This is a genomic window from Arthrobacter sp. NPDC058130 (assembly GCF_042884475.1).
Lineage (GTDB): Bacteria > Actinomycetota > Actinomycetes > Actinomycetales > Micrococcaceae > Arthrobacter.
In genome coordinates this window covers 404,771-424,128 of record NZ_JBHVTV010000002.1, presented here as the reverse complement: position 1 = coordinate 424,128, position 19,358 = coordinate 404,771, and the positions used below count along the sequence as shown (strand labels likewise).

At 68.0% G+C, this 19,358-nt stretch carries 18 protein-coding genes; 10 read left to right on the top strand and 8 right to left on the bottom strand.

What is annotated here, in order from left to right; genetic code table 11:
* Window positions 1-105 precede the first annotated feature (105 nt).
* Both ACFVTM_RS06065 and ACFVTM_RS06060 read right to left on the bottom strand, forming a co-directional pair.
* Window positions 106-525 carry a VOC family protein gene (locus ACFVTM_RS06065; RefSeq protein ID WP_390202480.1) on the bottom strand — a complete coding sequence of 140 codons (420 nt, stop codon included), beginning with the start codon at window positions 523-525 and terminating at the stop codon, window positions 106-108.
* Entirely contained in the window at window positions 522-971 is a 450-nt protein-coding gene (locus tag ACFVTM_RS06060) for a helix-turn-helix transcriptional regulator (RefSeq protein ID WP_390202478.1), read from the bottom strand. Before ACFVTM_RS06060 ends, ACFVTM_RS06065 begins: the two co-directional genes overlap by 4 nt.
* A gap of 103 nt (window positions 972-1,074) precedes the next feature.
* Between ACFVTM_RS06060 and ACFVTM_RS06055 the strand changes: the two genes are divergently transcribed.
* From ACFVTM_RS06055 to ACFVTM_RS06030, 6 genes are all read left to right on the top strand, one after another.
* Window positions 1,075-2,322, top strand: a complete 1,248-nt coding sequence (locus ACFVTM_RS06055) for a type III polyketide synthase (RefSeq protein WP_390202477.1) — start codon at window positions 1,075-1,077, stop codon at window positions 2,320-2,322.
* Between the two features lie 98 nt (window positions 2,323-2,420).
* Window positions 2,421-3,098: a methyltransferase domain-containing protein gene (locus ACFVTM_RS06050; protein WP_390202812.1), complete on the top strand. Its 678-nt coding sequence runs from the start codon at window positions 2,421-2,423 to the stop codon at window positions 3,096-3,098.
* Window positions 3,091-4,254, top strand: a complete 1,164-nt coding sequence (locus ACFVTM_RS06045; protein WP_390202476.1) for an FAD-dependent oxidoreductase — start codon at window positions 3,091-3,093, stop codon at window positions 4,252-4,254. Before ACFVTM_RS06050 ends, ACFVTM_RS06045 begins: the two co-directional genes overlap by 8 nt.
* Window positions 4,255-4,611: 357 nt before the next feature.
* Complete coding sequence (locus tag ACFVTM_RS06040) at window positions 4,612-4,773, top strand: hypothetical protein (protein WP_390202475.1); 162 nt, start codon at window positions 4,612-4,614, stop codon at window positions 4,771-4,773.
* 46 nt (window positions 4,774-4,819) lie between these two features.
* Entirely contained in the window at window positions 4,820-5,824 is a 1,005-nt protein-coding gene (locus tag ACFVTM_RS06035) for a hypothetical protein (RefSeq protein ID WP_390202474.1), read from the top strand.
* 9 nt (window positions 5,825-5,833) lie between these two features.
* Window positions 5,834-6,541, top strand: a complete 708-nt coding sequence (locus tag ACFVTM_RS06030) for a peptide deformylase (protein ID WP_390202473.1) — start codon at window positions 5,834-5,836, stop codon at window positions 6,539-6,541.
* On the opposite strand, the gene ACFVTM_RS06025 is transcribed toward ACFVTM_RS06030, so the two are convergent.
* Complete coding sequence (locus ACFVTM_RS06025) at window positions 6,502-8,571, bottom strand: S9 family peptidase (protein WP_390202472.1); 2,070 nt, start codon at window positions 8,569-8,571, stop codon at window positions 6,502-6,504. The two genes, ACFVTM_RS06030 and ACFVTM_RS06025, sit on opposite strands and share 40 nt — an antisense overlap.
* Before the next feature lie 180 nt (window positions 8,572-8,751).
* Between ACFVTM_RS06025 and ACFVTM_RS06020 the strand changes: the two genes are divergently transcribed.
* The 4 genes from ACFVTM_RS06020 (at window position 8,752) to ACFVTM_RS06005 (ending at window position 12,026) form a co-directional block, all read left to right on the top strand.
* Complete coding sequence (locus ACFVTM_RS06020; RefSeq protein ID WP_390202471.1) at window positions 8,752-9,633, top strand: methyltransferase domain-containing protein; 882 nt, start codon at window positions 8,752-8,754, stop codon at window positions 9,631-9,633.
* A 171-nt stretch (window positions 9,634-9,804) separates the two neighbouring features.
* Window positions 9,805-10,266 carry an NfeD family protein gene (locus tag ACFVTM_RS06015; protein WP_390202470.1) on the top strand — a complete coding sequence of 154 codons (462 nt, stop codon included), beginning with the start codon at window positions 9,805-9,807 and terminating at the stop codon, window positions 10,264-10,266.
* 90 nt (window positions 10,267-10,356) lie between these two features.
* Window positions 10,357-11,313 (top strand): SPFH domain-containing protein, encoded by a 957-nt coding sequence (locus tag ACFVTM_RS06010; RefSeq protein ID WP_390202469.1) that lies wholly within the window; start codon window positions 10,357-10,359, stop codon window positions 11,311-11,313.
* A 365-nt stretch (window positions 11,314-11,678) separates the two neighbouring features.
* The gene (locus ACFVTM_RS06005) at window positions 11,679-12,026 is read left to right on the top strand and encodes an RNA polymerase-binding protein RbpA (RefSeq protein WP_208748926.1); all 348 of its coding nucleotides are present in this window, start codon (window positions 11,679-11,681) and stop codon (window positions 12,024-12,026) included.
* 117 nt (window positions 12,027-12,143) lie between these two features.
* Here ACFVTM_RS06005 and ACFVTM_RS06000 read toward each other — a convergent pair whose 3' ends face one another.
* The 5 genes from ACFVTM_RS06000 to tatA form a co-directional block, all read right to left on the bottom strand.
* Entirely contained in the window at window positions 12,144-12,881 is a 738-nt protein-coding gene (locus ACFVTM_RS06000) for a polyprenol monophosphomannose synthase (RefSeq protein ID WP_390202468.1), read from the bottom strand.
* A 533-nt stretch (window positions 12,882-13,414) separates the two neighbouring features.
* Entirely contained in the window at window positions 13,415-15,082 is a 1,668-nt protein-coding gene (locus ACFVTM_RS05995; RefSeq protein WP_390202467.1) for an amidohydrolase, read from the bottom strand.
* Window positions 15,083-15,250: 168 nt separating this feature from the next.
* The gene (locus tag ACFVTM_RS05990; RefSeq protein WP_390202466.1) at window positions 15,251-18,199 is read right to left on the bottom strand and encodes a DEAD/DEAH box helicase; all 2,949 of its coding nucleotides are present in this window, start codon (window positions 18,197-18,199) and stop codon (window positions 15,251-15,253) included.
* Between the two features lie 24 nt (window positions 18,200-18,223).
* Complete coding sequence (tatC, locus tag ACFVTM_RS05985) at window positions 18,224-19,018, bottom strand: twin-arginine translocase subunit TatC (RefSeq protein ID WP_390202811.1); 795 nt, start codon at window positions 19,016-19,018, stop codon at window positions 18,224-18,226.
* Window positions 19,019-19,066: 48 nt separating this feature from the next.
* Entirely contained in the window at window positions 19,067-19,336 is a 270-nt protein-coding gene (gene tatA, locus ACFVTM_RS05980; protein ID WP_390202465.1) for a Sec-independent protein translocase subunit TatA, read from the bottom strand.
* Window positions 19,337-19,358 lie beyond the last annotated feature (22 nt).

The following is a 19,358-nucleotide window of genomic DNA, read 5'->3' as shown; positions in this document are numbered from 1 at the left end:
GGGCTGCCCCAGGCGCCCCCGCCAGCGTCACTTTGCTCTATCTAACCAGCATCGGGCAGCTTGTCTGCAGGTCTGGTTCTCTGGTGTTCCCGGTCGCCGGTCGGCTCAGTGTGGCTGCTGGATGCGGATCAGGTTGCCCGCGGGATCGCGGAATGCGCAGTCGCGAACCCCGTACGGCTGATTGGTCGGCTCCTGGACTACCTCGGCGCCGCTGGACTGCAGCCGCTCGAAGGTGGCGTCGACGTCCTTGGTGGCCAGGAGGATGCGCGCGTAGGTGCCCTTGGCCATCATCTCGTCGATGGTGCGCCGCTCGTCCTCGGTGACGCCGGGGTCGGCGGCCGGGGGCTCCAGGACGATCGATGTGCCTGGTTGGTCGGCGGGGCCGACCGTGAGCCAGCGCATTCCGCCGTAGCCGACGTCGTTGCGGACCTCGAAGCCGAGGGTGTCGCGGTAGAACGCCAGGGCGGCGTCGGGATCGTTGTGCGGGAGGAAACTAGCGTGAATGTTGATGTCCATGGCACTCATGCTAGCTGCGGCTCCAGGGCCGGCACTTCTCGATTCCTGACCGGTCTGGTGACCTGTTTCGCCACGCAGGACGGCATCCCCGCGGTCGCGCGCACCGCCTCGCGCCGGTAGACGCTGGGCGGGACGCCGACCAGTTCGGTGAAGCGGGTGCTGAAGGTGCCCAAGGACGAGCAGCCGACCGTAAAGCAGACCTCGGTGACACTAAGGTCGCCGCGCCGCAGCAGCGCCATCGCGCGCTCGATGCGCCGTGTCATCAGATAGCTGTACGGCGACTCGCCATAGGCCCGGCGGAACTCGCGGCTGAGGTGCCCGGCGGACATGTGCACACCGCGGGCGAGGGCCTCGACGTCGAGCGGCTGGGCGTACTCCCGGTCCATCCGGTCACGGACGCGGCGCAACAGCGCGAGGTCGCGCAGGTGCTGCGCCATGTCGGGTTTGCTGGTCACAAGTGAGATCGTGCTACGTCGCGCCGATGTTGTCCACCCCGCACCCCAGCCAAATCCCGGGTCCGTCCATTGTCTTTGGCGGCGGGCTCGCTGAGAATGAACCATGACGGTCTACCTGAGGTCCTTAGAAACTGCAGTCCCGCCAACCATTCTGGTCCAGCCCGAGGCCAGGGCCGTGTTCGCCGCCCAGCCGGGGCTCACGCGGCTCGGGTCCCGGCTCGTGAACACGTGTTTTGACTCCGCAGCCATCGACACCCGGCATACGGCCGTCGAGGAACTCACCAAGGACAGCCGGGCGGAAAATCCCCAGTTCTTCGACCCGGCCACCGGCCTGGTGCTTAGCCCCAGCACCAAGATCCGCAACGGTATCTTCGCCACGGAAGCGACCAAGCTCTTCATTGAGGCCGCCCAGAAGGCCCTGGATGCCTGTCCGGGAATAGACGCCCCGGAGATCACCCACCTGATCACCGTCTCCTGTACGGGATTCTTCAACCCGGGTCCGGACTACAAGATCGTCCGGGCCCTCGGCCTGAACCCGGCCGTCCAGCGCTACCACCTCGGCTTCATGGGCTGCTACGCCGCTTTCCCTGCGCTCCGGGCCGCGAAGGCGTTTTGTGAGGCGGACACGGAAGCGACGGTCCTGGTGGTCTGCGCCGAACTGTGTTCCCTCCACGTCCGGACTTCCAATGATCCGGACACCATCATGGGATCGGCCCTGTTCGCCGACGGCGCCGCTGCCGCCATCATTACGGCCCGGGACATCCCCGGCGGACCTGCCCTGCTGCGGCTGGACCACTTCGAAACCGTCCTGACCCCCGTCGGGGAGGACTCGATGGCCTGGAACATCGGCGACGAGGGCTTCGAGATGGTTCTGGGAAACTATGTCCCGCACATCATCGACGACCACATCATCGGCGCCCTCGAACCCCTCCTGTCCCGCGACAGTTCCCTGCAGGGGCTCCCCTACCGGGACATCCAGCACTGGGGCATCCACCCGGGCGGCCGGAGCATCCTGGACAAGGTCCAGTCCAGGCTCGACCTCAGCGATGAACAGCTGGTCCCCGCCCGTGAAACCCTCCGAAATTACGGCAACATGAGCAGCGCCACGGTCCTGTTCGTCATCAGGCACATCCTGGACCTGCCGGCCGCGGACGGCGGCGGCAGCACAGGCAGCCAGACCAGCCAAAGCGGTCCCGGCGAGGAACGGATCTGCTCGATGGCCTTCGGCCCGGGCCTGACCGTAGAAACGGCGCTGTTTACCAGGCTCGCCGCCCCGCGCTCCGCTGCGGCCGCACGGCAGGAGCTGGCGGAGCCCGCTGAACCCGCGGAACCGGTATCGGTGCAGGCCTGAAAGCGGCGACCCTGAAACCGTTCGGCGTGAAGAAGTTGAGCACGGAGCGTCTCCGGGCGGCCCTCTTGCGGGACCGCGCGTGGGACGCCGTCGAGGAGATGGACCTGCCCGGCTGCGATCCCGGCCGGCTGGAGCGCACCTACGCCCAGTTCGCGCTCGTCAACCGCGCAATCGCCGGCTGGCACGGCATTTATCGCGCACGGGTGCGGCCACGGCTGTCCCCCGACTCCCCCACATCCCTGCTGGATGTCGGCTGCGGCGGGGGCGACGTTTCGGTGCTGCTTGCCCGCTGGGCCGCCCGTGACGGACTGCGCCTCGAGGTCACCGCCATTGACCCGGATCCGCGGGCCATCCTGTTCGCACGCGGCCGCCACGCGGCAGAAGGTGTCACCTTTCGGCAATCGACCGCTGCGGAGCTGATCGAAGCGGGCGACCGGTACGACGTCGTGGTGTCCAACCATGTGCTGCACCACCTGGACGGGCTGCCGGCGTTCCTGGCCGAGTCGGCCAGTTTGTCCCGGGGCGCGGTGGTCCACAACGACCTCCGCCGCAGCCCCGCCGCCTACGCCCTCTTCTTTGCCTCCTCCTGGGTGTTCACGGGCTCGTACATCCGGCGGGACGGGCTGACCTCGATCCGGCGGAGCTACACCGCCGCCGAGCTGGCCGCCGCCGCTCCCGCCGGCTGGACCGTCGCCCGCCACGCCCCCTTCCGGAATCTGCTGTCGCTGGACACCTCCCGCGGCGGCTACCGGGCAAGGCCCGCAGCCAATGGCTGACGTTCTGATCATCGGCGCCGGCCCGGTGGGACTGTTCATGGCGGCGCTGCTGCTGCAGGACGGCGTGGAGGTGCAGGTCCTGGAACAACGGAGCGCCCCGGAACCCCATTCGCGGGCCATCGGCATCCATCCGCCGGCGCTCGCGGCCCTGGCGCGGGCCGGCGTTGCCGAGGCCCTTGTTGCGGAGGGGGTCCAGATCCGCCGCGGCGTGGCCCTGGCCCGCGGGAAGACTCTTGCCGAGATGTCCTTCGCCGGCGTCTCGGACCGGTTTCCGTTCGTCCTGTCCTTGCCCCAGAGCCGGACGGAGGCGCTGCTGGAACGGCGGGTCAACCAGCTCGACGACGGCGCCGTGCATCGCGAGGTCCGCCTCACCCGGCTTTCCGACGACGGCGCCCGGGTCACCGCAGAAGCGGCATCCCCGCTCGGCGCCCTGCGATATTCGGCGCCGCTGGTCATAGCCGCCGACGGCGTGCGCTCCACGGTGCGGGCGGGCCAGGGCATCGACCTGAGATGTAAGGCGTACCCGGACAGCTACCTTATGGGTGACTTCGCCGACGGGACCGGCTTCGGCCCGGACGCCGCGCTGTTCCTGGCCAGCGCGGGCATCGTGGAGTCGTTCCCGCTGCCGGGTCAGCGGCGGCGCTGGGTGGCGCGGCTCGGGCCCGGCGATTCCATGGCCACCGACCCCGCAGCAAACGGACCGGGCGGCGACGCGCGGTGGTTAACGCGCTGCGTGCGGGACCGTACGGGGCTCGAGATCGACACCGGGACCAACAGCATGCTCAGCAGCTTCGGCGTCCGCACCCGCATGGCCCGCCGGATGGTGTCCGGACGGGTGGTGATGATCGGGGACGCAGCCCATGAGGTCAGTCCCATCGGCGGGCAGGGCATGAACCTGGGCTGGCTGGATGCAGCGATGCTCGCACCGATTGTGACGGCGGCCGTGCGCGGCCAGGATGTGACCGGTGCCCTCAGGACCTTCGAGCTCCGGCGGCTGAGGGCCGCGGGCAGGGCTGCCCGCCAGGCGGAGATCAACATGGCACTGGGCCGGCCACTCACCGACAGCCTCTTGGCGGTGCGGAACCGGGTTATCGGAGGCATCGCTGCTGTGCCGGCGGTGAATTCAGTGATCGCGCGCCGGTTCACGATGCACTAGCCGCCTCGCGTCGCGTGCCGTCCCCTCTGTGCTCGTTCGCAGTAGTGTGCAGCTATGGGGCGCGGCCGGAACAGTAGCGGGAAAAGACTGTCGTTGTGCCTTGTCGTCCTGGCCATGTTGTCGACGACTTCGGTTGCGGCGTGCTCGGGGCAACCCGGACCGCCGCCGCGCACCGCCGTGCCGCCGGTGGCGGAGCTTCCCGCACCCACGGGGATAACGACGATCCAGCCCATCTATCTGGAGCTTCCGCTGGACCGGGCCGCCTCAGAACCGGCCGCGACAGTTCCTTGGCATTTGATCCGCGTGGACCGTCAGGAGAACCGGGTCTACCTTTCTGCGACTTCCGTAGATTGCACGGTGCCGGAGAAGGTCCGGCTCGCCGAGTCCTTTACGGAGATCACAATCACCGTGACCGGCTCCGGCGGCAGCGGTCCCTGTACGGCCCGGAGCATCAGCATGGTCGGCTACGTTCAGATCGGCTCAATCGGTGAGCGACGGGTAACCGGCGACAGCGGCTAGCTCGCGTTCCCTGAAGAGAGCCCGTGCCCCGGAATAGACTGTGCGCATGGACGGCCTCCCTGTGACGCGCCGGTGCCGGATCCTGTTGCGGATCGTGGCTGCCATGACCGTGCTTGGGGCCGCGGCGTCCTGCAGCGCGGGCACGGGCACCGGGTCCGCAGGCACAGTCCCACCAGCAACAACGACGGCCACGGCCACGCCGACAGCCGCCGGGCCCGTGACCGCGGAAATCAGCCAGTTCCGCGACAACTACAGCAAGCAAATCATCGAAATCCAGCTCACAAACACCACCGGGAGCACCCTGGCCGTCCTGGGCGCGGAACTGACCAGCCCGCTGTTCGCCGCCGCGATCGCGTGGCCGGCGCACGCCGGCGGGATCGACCTTCCCCCCGGACAGACGAAGAGCCTGCCGGCACCGCTGCCCGCACCGGAATGCGGCAGCCCGGGCGCAACCACGGGACCGCCAGGGACAGGAACCGCATCCGGCAGCGCCACGGGCGCCGCGTCCGTCTCCCTCCGGCTGGCGCAACCCCAAGGCGGTGCGCCGGGCCAAGCCGATGCCACCGCCCCCGCGGCAGACCCATTCGGCGTCCTGGCCCGGAACAATGCCGAGATGTGCCTGACCCGGGAGGCCTCTTCTGTGGCCACGATCCGCCTGGCTCCGGATCTTGAGGTCGCCGCGGACGGGCGGACCGCCGTCGTGCGTCTGCTGCTGCAACCGCGTGCCGCCGACGCAGCAAACCCCGGCGGCGCCGGCGCCGGCGAACTGGTGATCGACCGGATTGACGAAACCACCCTCCTGGCCGAGGCCCCGCAAGCTCCATGGCCCCGGTCCGTGACGCTCCGCGCCGGCGGGCCCCCGCAGGAAGTGCGGCTCGGGATCCGGCCCGCCCGCTGCGACCCGCATGCCGTGGCCGAGGACAAGGTGGGTACGCTCCTGCCGCTGCGGGTCAGGGTGGCCGGCCGGGAGGGCGTCCTGAAAATCGGTGCGGGCGACCAACTTCGCGGCCGGATCTACGACTTTGTTACAACGGCGTGCGGCCGCCAGTAGTCTGGGGGCATGTCCTATGACGCCAAGCCCACCGACTTCAGCGCCGCCCGGATTAGCGAGACGGTCCAGGAGATCCTCGGCGCGGGTATCCTTCCGCCGATTGTCCAGGCGGGGCATCCGGTGCTCCGGCACGTGGCGGCGCCGTACGAGGGACAGGTGACGGACGCCGAACTCGGTCACCTCCTCGACCTCATGCGCAGCGTGATGCACAAGGCCCCCGGGGTTGGCCTGGCGGCACCGCAGCTGGGGATTCCGCTGCAGGTCGCGGTCCTGGAGGACCAGTTCGACGTCGACGCCGAGGTAGCTGCCGTCCGTGGCCGGGAGCCGCTGCCGTTCTTCGCCATGGTGAACCCGAGCTACCGGGTCCTTGGCGCCAAGTCCGTAGCGTTCTACGAAGGCTGCCTCTCCATTGGGGGGCTGCAGGCTGCGGTGATGCGGCCGGAATCGGTCCAGCTCGACTTCACGGCGCCGGACGGCACGCCGATGCAGCGGTCCTTCTCCGGCTGGCAGGCACGGATTGTCCAGCATGAGACCGACCATCTGCACGGCGTCCTGTTCCTTGACCGAGCCGAGCTGCGCTCCATCAGCAGCAATGCCGAATACTCCGCCCGCTGGGCCCAGCCGGACATCAACCGCGCCCGGCAGGAACTGGGGTTCCTGCCGGGCCCGGCGGCGGACTATGGCTGCGGTGCCGGATTCCCGGCGGATGGCAGGTAGCGGGCCCACCACTTCAGGATCTCGTCGAACCGCTGCTTGCGGTGGTGCGGCGTGCCGGAGCGTGACAGCTCGTGGTTCTCGCCCGGGAAGACCAGAAACCCGGTCTCGATGCCCTGCTGCTTGAGGGCGGCGAAGTACCGCTGACCCTGCTCCACAGGGCACCGGAGGTCCTCCTCGCTGTGGATCACGAGCGACGGCGTCCGCACGTTGTCCACGCGGGCCATGGGACTCTGGGCCTCCATTTGCTCCGCGGAACCTCCGGTGTATTCGCCGCCGAAGAACCAGCCGATGTCGGAGGAACCGGTGAAGCTCACAGGATCGAGGAAACCGCGCTCGACGATGGCTGCCCGGAAGCGGTGATCGTGGCTGATGGTCCATGCCGTCAGGTAGCCGCCATAGGATCCGCCCATGATGCCGACATTGTCTGCGTCCAGGTCCTCGAACTTCTCCACGGCCCTGTCGAGGAAGGCAAGAACGTCCTGCATGTCCAGGGTGCCCATCCGCTCTTTGATTGAGCGTCCGTGCTCCTGGCCGTAGCCGGCCGAACCCCGCGGATTGCACATCAGTACGGCGTAGCCGGCCCCGGCGTAGACCTGGGCTTCATCGAACAAGGCCACGCTGAACTGGGCAAAGGGGCCGCCGTGGATGTTCAGCAGGACCGGGTGCGGGCCGGGGCCCGCCGGCTTCACAAGCCAGCCATGGACCGGGTACCCGTCGGCTGAGGGCAGGGTCAGTTCCTGCGGCTCGCTGATGCCCGCGACGCTCCGCAGCGGCGCGGAGAAATCCGTCAGGCGCCGCAACTGCCCGCCGTCGAGCACGGCAAGGTCGCCTGCCGTGGACGAGTCGGTGAAACTGACCACGAGGGATTCACCGCCGTCCGCGGCGCCGGTCACCACCCGGTTTCCTTCGAAGAGGACCGTGTGGCCTCCCGTCGCACCGAATTCGTGCAGCTCGACGGTTCCCCGGGCATTGTTGAGCACCAGCGCGCCCGCGGCGCCGCGCAGCTCGATCCGGCTGCCACCGGACAGGTCAAGGGTCTCGACGTCGCTCAGCGCGGTAGCTTGTCCGCCGCCGGCCGGCATGGCGTACAAGGCGGTGTTCCGGCCAACGAAGTCCCGGCCGGATGGCCCGAGGTCCTGCGCGAGGAAGAACAGCCACTTCCCGTCGGCGGACTGGCGCGCGGCGCTGACCGTCTGCGGCCGGGCATTGGCCGGCGTGATGGCCTGCGGCTGTCCTCCTGCGGCGGGAATCGCGTAGATCTTGCTGATGAGATCGGTGTCCTGGGCTTCGTGGAGCGCCGCGGTGAAGTAGATGGTGCCGCCGTCGGCGCTGAAGCTGGCGTCGTTGTGGTCGGCTGGCCCGGTGGTGAGCTGCTTGGCTGCCGGCAGCAGGCGGCCGGCAGCCTCCGTGGGATCGGCCGCGGCGCCGAGGGCCTTCAGCGCGCGTCCGGCCGGAGCCACCTTCGGTTCGGCATCGAGTTGCGGCACTTCGAGGAGGAACAGGTGCAGGGGCTTGTCAGCGGTGTAGCCAAGACCGTTCATCCGGTACTTGAAATCGGTGATCAGCCGGGCGTCCTCACTGCCCGCCCCCACGCCGTCGACACTGCCGTACCGGCCCTCATCCGGAGTCCTGGCGCTGAAGACAATGCTGCGGGAATCGGGCGACCAGGCGAAGGTGCTGACTCCCAGTGGGGCTGCGGTCAGCGGCTGCGGTTCGCCGCCGGTTGCCTCCACCACGTGCAGCTGCGGCTTTCCGCCGGGGGCCGCACGCAGGAAGGCAAGGGCCCGGCCGTCCGGCGAAAAGTCCGGTGCCGTGTCGCGGAATCCGCGGGTCAGCCGGCGCGGCCGTTGGGCAGATTCGTTGATGTCAGGGCTATCCAGGTCCGGGTCCAAGGGGACGGTCCACAACTGTCCCACGTAGGCATCGGCGTCGAAGTCCGGCCGGATCACGGACACCACGGCGCGGGAGCCATCAGGGTGCACGGCGGGGGCGGAGACGGAATTGAGCAGCGGAAGTTGTTCAGATTTCACGCTTGCGAGCCTAGCCCGTGGTGCGCACGCTGTGAAATACCTCACGCCCTGCGGTGCGGCGCGGACGCCCCAACCGTCCCGCCTGCCGTGTGGCGGCCCCGGCCGGGACCGCTCCGACGTAGCCCACCACGGATGCCCCGCGCCGCATGGCGGGCGGGGACACCCGCTTAGGATGAAGCTATGCCTCCCGCCCCCGACTTCCCCCTCTTGTGCCCGGTGTGCCGGAACGTGCTCCGGCCCGGCGGGGGCGCTGCCCGCACGCTGGTCTGCGAGGCCGGCCACAGCTTTGATGCTGCCAAGCAGGGGTACTTCAACTTCCTGGTCGGCAAGGGAACTGTGTTTGAGGCAGACACCGCCGACATGGTGGCCGCACGGTTCGATTTTCTCGCCGCGGGGCACTACCGGCCGCTCGCCGATGCCGTCGCCGACCTGGCCACGCCGGCGCTCAGGGACGCCTCCGCCCGCGGCCCGGTGGTGCTGGACGCCGGAACGGGAACCGGCCACTATCTCAGGGCCCTGCTCGATCGGATGGCACTGGATCCGAAGGACGGTATTTCGGCCCCGGCAATCGGCTTGGACATTTCCAAGTTCGCGCTGCGCCGCGCCGGAAGGCTGAACCCGGAAGCCGTGAACGTGGTCGCCGACGTGTGGCAGCCGCTGCCCGTCGCGGAGAACGCCGTCGACGTCGTCACGGTGGTCTTTGCGCCGCGCAACGCGCCCGAGTTCGCCCGGGTGCTCCGACCCGGCGGCCGGCTGGTGGTGGTCACGCCGCGGCCCGGCCACCTGGAGGAGGTCGCCGGCCAGACAGGGATGCTGGGGATCGAACCGAGCAAGGACGAGCGGCTCGCGGCATCCCTGGGCCTGCACTTCGTCCCCGTCGAATCAAAGGATCTGGACCTGCCGTTGTCCCTGAGTCCGCGCGACGTCGCCAACCTTGCGTTCATGGGACCGGCAGGCCATCACCTGGACCGTGCCGCGCTCACCGCCCTCGAGGCCGGGCTTCCGGCGTGGACCGCCGTCTCGGCACGTTTCCGGGTCAGCGTTTTTGAACCGACACCCTGAACACCCCAAAACAATGATTCCGGGCGGGGAAATCGGCCCGGGAAATAACGACTTGGCCACTTTGGCCATGAATTTCCGCCCGCCGGTCCCAGCCCTCTGCCTTCCGCTTAGGATGGAATGACAGTTACTGGGGAGCTGTGCCTTCAGCTCCCGGAACTCAAGGGGGAATTGATGTCTGAATGGCTGGTCGAGAATTGGTGGGCGCTGTGGCTCGCGCTCTTTCTCCTGTTTGCTGTGGTCGAGATGCTCACCCTGGACCTGTTCTTCATCATGCTCGGCGGCGGCGCCCTCGCCGGACTGGTAGCTGACTTCGCGGGCGCGGATCTGTGGCTTCAGATCATCATCTTCTGCGTGGCATCCCTGCTGATAATCGGCTTCGTCCGGCCGGTGGCACTTAAACACCTCCACAGAGGCCCCGCAGATCGACGCACAAACATAGAACGACTCATCGGCGAATCCGCCGTCGTCATGGAAGCGGTGAGCGAAAGCGGCGGGCTCGTCAAAATTGGCGGAGACGTCTGGAGTGCGCGGTCCGAATCAGGAGTACTGGCGCCCGGCCAGCAGGCGGTGGTCAGCGCCATCGACGGCGCCACCGCAATCGTGGCACCGCAGCCGGAATCGGCCATCCAATAAGGGACACCAGTTCTGCGGGCACCTGCTGGCAGCAGACCGCGGAACTGCAAGAGCGAGACCAAAACCAAACAACTGGGGAATAGGTGAAGTATGGACATCGCAGTCGCAATTGTGCTGCTGGTACTAATTGTGTTCGTAATTATTGTGCTGGTCCGGTCGGTCCGGATCATTCCACAGGCCCGGGCCGGCGTCGTTGAACGGCTGGGCAAATACCAACGCACCCTGAATCCCGGCCTTACCCTGCTGATTCCCTTTGTGGACCGCCTGCTGCCATTGCTGGACTTGCGGGAGCAAGTGGTTTCCTTCCCGCCGCAGCCGGTCATCACCGAGGACAACCTGGTTGTTTCGATCGACACCGTGGTCTATTTCCAGGTCACTGACGCCCGCGCCGCGACCTACGAGATCGCCAACTACATCCAGGCCGTTGAGCAGCTCACCACCACCACGCTGCGCAACGTGGTCGGCGGACTCAACCTCGAGGAAGCGCTGACATCCCGCGACCAGATCAACGGCCAGCTCCGCGGAGTCCTGGACGAGGCGACCGGACGCTGGGGCATCCGTGTCTCCCGGGTGGAGCTCAAGGCGATCGATCCGCCCCACTCGATCCAGGATTCGATGGAGAAGCAGATGCGGGCCGAACGTGACCGCCGCGCTGCCATCCTGACCGCGGAAGGAACCAAGCAGTCCGCAATCCTCACCGCTGAAGGCCAGCGCCAGTCCTCCATCCTGAAAGCCGAAGGCGACGCCAAAGCCGCGATCCTGCGGGCCGACGGCGAGGCGCAGGCCATCCAGAAGGTCTTCGACGCCATCCACAAGGGAAACCCGGACCAAAAACTGCTGGCCTACCAGTACCTGCAGACCCTCCCGAAGATCGCCGAAGGCAGCTCAAACAAGCTGTGGATCGTTCCCAGCGAGATTGGCGAGGCCCTCAAAGGGATCGGCAGCGTACTGGGCGCCGGCGCGGCACAAGGGCAGGAACCGTTGACGCCGGAGGTTGCGCCGCAGTCAGCGCCTGCCGGGGCTGACGGCCAGGTAAACCGGCCCTAGCCCCCAGCGCCTGTTGGCCCCGCAGCCAGGCCGAAACGGCCTGGCTGTGGGGCCAACCTGCTTGAGGCCTGATAAGTCGGGTACAGCCTACGCAGTGCTCGCTGCAGGGGTACTCGCTTTACCTCACACGCACCACTCCCGTATACTTGAATATTTGTCCGGTCGGTTCAGTCGTCCGGAACAAATACGCTCCGCACAGCGTTGATTCCAATGACGTTCCAAACAGTTTTTGTTCACCGGTGACTGTCATTTGGCCGGGCCACACGGGCCCGGTACGGTACAGCGCGGTGCAACCAGAAGTCCGGCGCCTGACGGTCCCCGGACACGCAGGGCTGGACCCTGCGAACCGAATAGAGGGAGAAAAGATGAGCGATCGCAGCCTGCGGGGTATGCGCCTTGGCGCACAGAGCATGGAGACCGAATCCGGCGTCGAACCGGCTCCGCGCCAGCGGGTTGAATACCGTTGCGAGGACGGCGAGCAGGTGTTCGTAACGTTCTCCTCGGAAGCCGAAATCCCCCCGGTCTGGGTTTCGAAGACGGGCAAGGAAGCCTTGCTGGTGGACGGCGAACGCCCCGTCAACAGCAACGAAAAGGCGGTGCGCACGCACTGGGACATGCTGCTGGAGCGCCGCACGCTTCCCGAGCTTGAGCAGATCCTCGAAGACCGTCTCACGATCCTGCGCGAACGCCGCGGCGAACGCCGCTCGGCCTAGAGCCCGGCGCACGCACTACGGCTAAGGGCCGGGCCCGCATCACTTGTTTGATGCGGGCCCGGCCCTTTTCTGTGGGAATGGCCGTGCGGGACGGGAGCCGTCCGCGCTGCGTGGGTCCTACTTGCCGTCCTGCTTGCCGCGGAGCTTGTTCCAGCGCGCAGTGAGTCCCCATTTGGTGACGTTGATCATCGCTTCAACCACGATGTTGCCGCTCATTTTCGAAGCGCCGAGCTCACGCTCAACGAAGGTGATGGGGCGCTCCACGATCGTCAGCCCGAGCTTGGCCACGCGCCAGGCCAGGTCCACCTGGAAGCCGTAGCCCACCGAGTCCACCGCATCCAGGTTCAGCTTCTCGAGGGTGGTCCTGCGGAAGGCGCGGAAGCCGCCGGTGACGTCCTTGATCTTCACGCCCAGCATGATCCGGGCGTAGGTGCTGCCGATCCGGCTGATGGCCTGCCGGTAGAGCGGCCAGTTGACCACGCTGCCGCCGGGAACCCAGCGCGACCCCATGGCGAGGTCCGCGCCCTGCTCCACGGCCTCAATCAGCTGGGGCAGCTGCTCGGGCTGGTGCGAGCCGTCGGCGTCCATTTCCACGAGGATGTCGTAGCCGGCGTCCAGGCCCCACTTGAAGCCCGCGATGTACGCTGCGCCGAGGCCGGCCTTTCCAGCGCGGTGCAGGACGTGGACCTGGCCGTCTTCGGCGGCCATCCGGTCCGCCAGCTGTCCCGTGCCGTCGGGGCTGTTGTCGTCGACAACCAGCACGTCGGAGGCAGGCACGGCTGTGCGCAGGCGACCGAGGGTCTTGGGCAACGATTCCAGCTCGTTATAGGTGGGGATGATGGTGAGGACACGCACAGCGAGGCCTTTCCTTGAAGGGAGCGGTCGGTGCGCCGGAAGACGATCGTTCTGGATATTCAGGCGCAACTTCCCATTATAGGGAGTTGCGCGCGCGTGACGGGCCCGCAATGACCCCCGGGCAGGTCCACCCGCTTCGGGCCAGTTCCGGCAGGCCTGACAATTGCGGCGCCGGAACCGTTTTCTGCTGCGAAGTAGACCCGCCCCCTGGGGGTGCCCGTGGTCATGACCAGATAAGCTCCCGCGGGTGCGGCAACCTGGGATGGACCGGGGACTGCCGGGGCCTGCACCGTACGCAAGCCTCCGTTGACCCTCAATGCTACGGGGGCGGCCCGATCTGTCAACCGAGCCGTGACCTGCCATTTTGTCCGTCGTTCCAGTTCAGGGTCATGCAGCGCGAGGGGAATGTTTTGGTTCCGGCGCCGCGCAAACGGGCCCTGATGACGGGCCCGGATGACGGGCCCGGATGACGGGGCGCAACGGCGGCGACGGCGGCGGGGCCCGACGGCGGCCGCCGGGATCGGGCGCCGAATTCAGGCGCCCAGGGCGCCACTGGCATAGAGCTCCTGGCCGTCCCGTACGGTCAGGAGGCAGGTAGGGTCGCTGCCCGTGTCCAGCGCCGGCAGGAGCGGTGTGCGGGCGCGCGGGTCAGTGCTCCAGGACTGCACGCGGCCGTCGGAGACCTGGACCATGAGCTCCTCGACCTCCCAGACCGCGAAGCTGGCCGGAGCTCCCGGCACCAGTTGTCCAGCCATCGGGTTGGGATAGCGGGCTGCCCGCCAGCCGGCCCGCGTGTGGCCCAGGAACGCGGCCCGGGCGGAGATCTGCTCCGCGGGGTTGGAGTGCTGCAGGCAGGCCCGCACGCTGGACCACGGCCGCAGCGGCGTCACCGGGCTGTCGCTGCCGAAGCAGATCGGCACGCCGGCCGCGTAGAAGCTTCCAAAGGGGTTCATCCCCTGCTGGCGGGAACCGAGGCGCTGCTGGTACAGGCTGTTCTCGCCGCCCCACAGCGCGTCGAAGACGGGCTGCGCGCTGACAGTGACCGAATAGTGTGCCAGCCGGCTGATGGCCGCCGGGTCCGCGAGTTCGACGTGCTCGAAACGGTGCCCGGCGGCGCGGACGCGCTGCTCCCCCACCTCGGCCGCGGCCAGGTCGAGGGCGTCCAGGGCCGCGTCCAGGCCGGCGTCGCCGATCACGTGGAATCCTGCCTGGATGCCCAGCAGCGAGCACGCCGTGACGTGGGCCGCTGCCTCGGCGACGGAGAGATACAGGCTGCCGCGCTCCCCTGGGGCGTCGGCGTAGTCCGCGCGCAGGGACGCAGTCCGTGAGCCGATGGAGCCGTCGATGTTGAGGTCGCCGGCCAGGCCCAGGACCGGAAGGCCCAGCCCGTCCAGGATGGAGCGGGCATGTTCCGCGGATGTGGCGAGCTCGCCCCAGTACGGCAGGATCTCCGGCACCGGTGCACCGGCTGCCTCGCCGGGAGTGGTGTTCCAGGCCGAGGCAACCTGCAGGTCCTCGATGCTCCCGATGTGCGGTGCGGCCATTTCGGCGAGGGCAACATAGCCGTTGGCGGCCGCCTCCGTGAGGGCCCGCTGCTGGTAGGCGCGCAGGGCGGCCGCCGGGAGTTGGCGGGTTGCCAGGCGGGCGGCGGTGTGCGCGCCGCGTTTGACCTGGCTGCCGGCGGAGTCGCCGTCGAGCCCGTCCAGCCCTGCGGCTGCCGCCAGGGAGCTGGACACGAGGGCCGAGTGGACATCCACGCGGGACAGATAGACCCGGCGGCCGCCGGCCGCGCGTTCGATTTCCTCCCGCGTGGGCAGGGTGGGATCAGACCACGTGGTCTCGTCCCAGCCGTGGCCCAGGACAGTGCCGCCCGCGCCGGAAACGGAGGCGCGGGAAGCCGCGACGGCGTCGAGCAGTTCGGCCGCCGAGCGAACGCCGGTCAGCTGGAGCCCGTCCAGCGCGATCCCGGTTTCCGTCAGGTGGGCGTGGGAATCGACGAAGCCTGGGGCCAGGAGCGCGCCCTGCAGATCGATCACCTCCATGGTGGAGTCCGCGATCGAGGTGGCGGCCTGCTCGGAACCAACCCAGGCGACGGTGTCGCCGTCGACCAGCATCGCGGTGGCAAAGGGATCGGCCGCCGTGTAGACGGAGCCGTTGCGGTACAGGGTGACTTTACGGGCGGCGGCCGGCGAATCGGTCATGGGGTGGAAACTCCTTGTGGCAGGTGGCCGGACCAACGCCGGCGGGATCGAAAATTCGGCAAACTCAGAAGACTCAGAAAACCCAGAAAACGCAGAAAACGCAGAAAACGCAGAAAACCCAGATGACTCAGTAGCGGTCCCACGAGTGGGTCGTCGCGGCCCGCGGCCCTAGGCCACGGAGGAATAGGCCACGACGCCGCGTTTGACGAGCTTGATGGCCTCCGCACAAAGCCGGACAATCCGGGGATCGAGGTTCGGGATGTCGGCGAGCTGGTCCAGCAGGTCAATGACCTGTTTGACCCAGCGGACAAAGTCGCCCGCCGCCAGGTCGGTGCCGCTCAGCACGTCCTGGAGGTGCCGGCCCTTGGCCCATTTGAAGATCGGCCAGACGAGGCCGAGTTCGGGCTCGCCGGTGAGCGGCAGCTTGTTGGCCTCCTCCACATCCTCCAGGGCAGACCATTCGTGGACCACGGTATCCACCGCGGATTCCAGCGAGACGCTGGGCATCTTGGGCCGCAGCCCGCGGTCCTCCCGTTTGGCCTGGTAGACCAGCACGCTGGCCAGGGCGGCGATTTCGGCGGCGTCGAGGTCGTTGAACGCGCCCATCCGCAGGGACTGCGAGATCAGCAGGTCCTTTTCGCCGTAGATCCGCCGCAGCCGTTGCCCGTCGGCGCTGATGGAGAGCACGCCGGTGTCCGAGGTCTCCAGGTAGCCGTAGCCCGTCAGGACGCCGCACACGCGGTCGAACGTTTTGGCAATGGTGTTGGTCCGGCCTTGGATCTGGCGTACCAGCCCGTCCGTTTCCTGGCGCAGCTTCCACCAGCGCTCCGACCACCGGGCGTGGTCCTCGCGTTCGCTGCAGCCGTGGCACGGGTGGGCGCGGAGCTCCCGGCGCAGCTCGGCGATCCGCTTCTCCTGGTTGGGCGCGGCCGAGGCCCGGCCGAAGTCGTCGTCGCGGCGCGGAGGTGCCGGCGGCCGGTGCTCCCGGATGGCGTTGCGGACGGAGGACGCCAGGTCACGGCGTGATTTGGGCACCTTGGCGTTGAAGGACTTGGGAATGCGGATCCGCGTGATCGGTGACAACGGACCTTCCACGTCGTGCAGGCCGATCCGGCGCAGCTGGTTGTCCAGGGTCATGACGGCGGGGCGCGGTTCCCGGGACTCGTGGTCGGAACTGAGCACCACGGCGAGGCCCGGCGACTTGCCGGCGGGAACGTCCACCACATCGCCCGGAAGCAGCCGGCTCAGGGAGTCCTCTGTGAGGGACTTCCTGGCCCGCGAGGTGCTCCTGGCGGCGGTCGTCTCGGCGTCGCCAAGGGCCCGCCGCAGCCGCGCGTATTCGGTGAAGTCCCCCAGGTGGCAGGTCATGGCCTTGCTGAACCCGGCGATGGATTCCTCGCGGCTCCTGACCTGACGGGCCAGTCCAACCACGGAACGGTCCGCCTGGAACTGCGCAAAGGACGATTCGAGGATCTCCCGGGCCCGCGGCCGGCCGAACTGTGCCAGGAGGTTGATCGACATGTTGTACGTGGGCCGGAAGCTGGAGTTCAGCGGATAGGTCCGCCGGGAGGCGAGGCCCGCGACGGCGGCAGGATCCGTGCCCGGCTGCCACAGGACGACGGCGTGGCCCTCGACGTCGATGCCGCGGCGGCCGGCGCGGCCCGTCAGCTGGGTGTACTCCCCCGCTGTGATGTTGACGTGCGCCTCGCCGTTGAACTTGTCCAGTTTTTCCAGCACGACGCAGCGGGCCGGCATGTTCACGCCGAGGGCGAGCGTCTCAGTGGCGAAGACGGCTTTGACCAGACCGTCGACAAACAGCTTCTCCACCACCTCCTTGAAGGTCGGCAGCATGCCGGCGTGATGCGCGGCGAGTCCGCGCATCAGGCCGTCCCGCCAGCTCCAGAAGCCGAGGACGTCGAGGTCGTCCGAGGGGATGTCCTGGGCGGCTTCGTCGACGCGCTGGGCGATGAGCTGTTGTTCCCGCTCGGTGGTCAGCCACAGTCCGGCCGCGACACACTGGGCAACCGCGGCGTCGCAGCCGGCCCGGGAGAAGATAAACGTGATGGCGGGCAGGAGGTCCTGCCGGTCCAGGCTGGCGATGACTTGGGGCCGGCTGGCCTTCCGGACCGGGCTGCGCTGGCTGTTCTGCGGTTCATCGCGCTGACTGCGCTGGTTCCGGCGCTGGCTGCGGCCGCCGTGGCCGAAGCGGCCACGGAAATTCATTTGGCTCTCGGCCCGTGCCATGGACAGCAATTCCGGATTGACCTCGAAGCCGGCCCGGTCCGGCAGCTCCGCTGTGATGGCTGCGGTGCCTTTGGCGGCAAATTCTTTGCCTGCAGCGGCCCGGCCGGTTGCGGTGTCTATGGCAGCGGCCTCGCTTCCGCCCTCGCGGGCCGGGGCGATCTCGTCAAAGCTGGTGTCGCCGGCAAACAGGTCCACGATCTTCCGGCCCACCATGACGTGCTGCCACAGGGGCACCGGGCGGTGTTCGGACACGATCACGTCGGTCTGCCCGCGGACGGTGTCCAGCCACGCGCCGAACTCCTCGGCGTTGGACACGGTCGCGCTCAGCGACGCCACCTGGACCTCGCTGGGCAGGTGGATAATGACTTCCTCCCACACCGCGCCGCGGAACCGGTCGGCGAGGTAGTGGACCTCGTCCATGACCACGAAGCCGAGGTCATCCAGGGTGTCCGAATCCGCGTACAGCATGTTGCGGAGTACCTCAGTGGTCATGACCACCACCGGGGCGTCGCCGTTGATGCTGGTATCGCCGGTGAGCAGGCCCACTTGGGCGGAGCCGTACTTGGCGGCCAGCTCGGAGTACTTCTGGTTGCTCAGCGCCTTGATGGGCGTGGTGTAGAACGCCTTGAGCCCGCGCTGGAGGGCCAGATAGATGGCGAACTCCCCCACGATCGTCTTCCCGGCCCCGGTAGGGGCAGCCACCAAGACGCCGCGGCCGGCCTGCAGGGACAGGCAGGCTTCGCGCTGGAAGTCATCGAGCTCGAATTCGAGCGATCGGATGAATCCGCCCAGATAGGTCTTGGCTTCGGCGGCCCGCTCGACGCTGGCGCGGTAACGTTCGGACGGTGATTCCGGCCCGGGGTGTGACGACATGCTTCCAGCCTAATGCGCGAAAGGCTAGAGATTCTCCAGCTCGGAGCTGGGGGTGGCCTGGTCGGCCGTGGCCTCGGTCTCGGCCTCGCGCTTGACGGCACGCCGTTCGCGCCGGCGGTCGTTGAGCAGGCAGAGCCCGATCGCGGCGAAGAACAGCGCCAGCATGGGGCCGGCCAGGTAGAACATGCTCATGGCGTCGGCGCCGGGCGCGGCCATTGCGGCGAACAGGCAGACCAGGAACACCGTGATCCGCCAGCTCTTGAGAAGCTGCTGGCCCTTGATGAGGCCGGCCAGGTTCAGCCCGAACAGGACCACCGGGAGGAGGAAGGCAATGCCGAAGGCCAGCAGCAGCCGCAGGACGAAGGACAGGTACACCTGGGCGCTGATGAAGTTGGAGCCGCCCGACGGCGTGAAGTCCGTCAGGACGCGCACCGCGTTCGGCAGCACGAGCCAAGCCAGCAGGACGCCGCCGAGGAACAGCGGCACGGCAGCCGCCACGAAGGACAGGGCCAGGCGCCGTTCCTTCTTGTGCAGCCCGGGCACGATGAAGGCCCACAGCTGGTAGATCCAGACCGGGCTGGCGATGATCAGGCCCAGGAACACGGACACCTGGATCATCAGGTCGAACGAGCTCGCGACGCCGTCGAAGTTCAGCGTGGCCTGGCGGCCCTCGTGTGTGTTCAGGTCGCGGATCGGCTTGATCAGCGCCGACAGCAGCGGCTGGTAGACGAAGAAACCCACCACTGTCCCAAGGACGACGGCGATTGCCGCCTTGAAGAGCCGGTTGCGCAGCTCTTTCAGGTGGTCGAGGAGCGCCATCCTCCCCTCGGGGTTCGATCGACGGCTCATGGTTACTGCCATGCGGTCTTAGGCGCGGGTCGAGGGCGGAACGTCGGTTCCGTCGCCCGTGCGGCTTTCCGGAGCGCCGGCCTGCGGGTGGTTGATGACCCGGCCTTCGACCGGCTCGGAGCCATCCTTGGCGTCGGAGGAGCCGTCCTTCTTCATTTCACGGACTTCCGACTTGAAAATGCGCATCGACTGGCCCAGGCTGCGGGCCATGCCCGGCAGCTTCGGCGCAGCGAACAGCACCAATGCCAGAACGATGATGATGATGAGATGCCAGCCTTCAAGCCTCATGAGGGGAGGTCCTTTCGTTTGA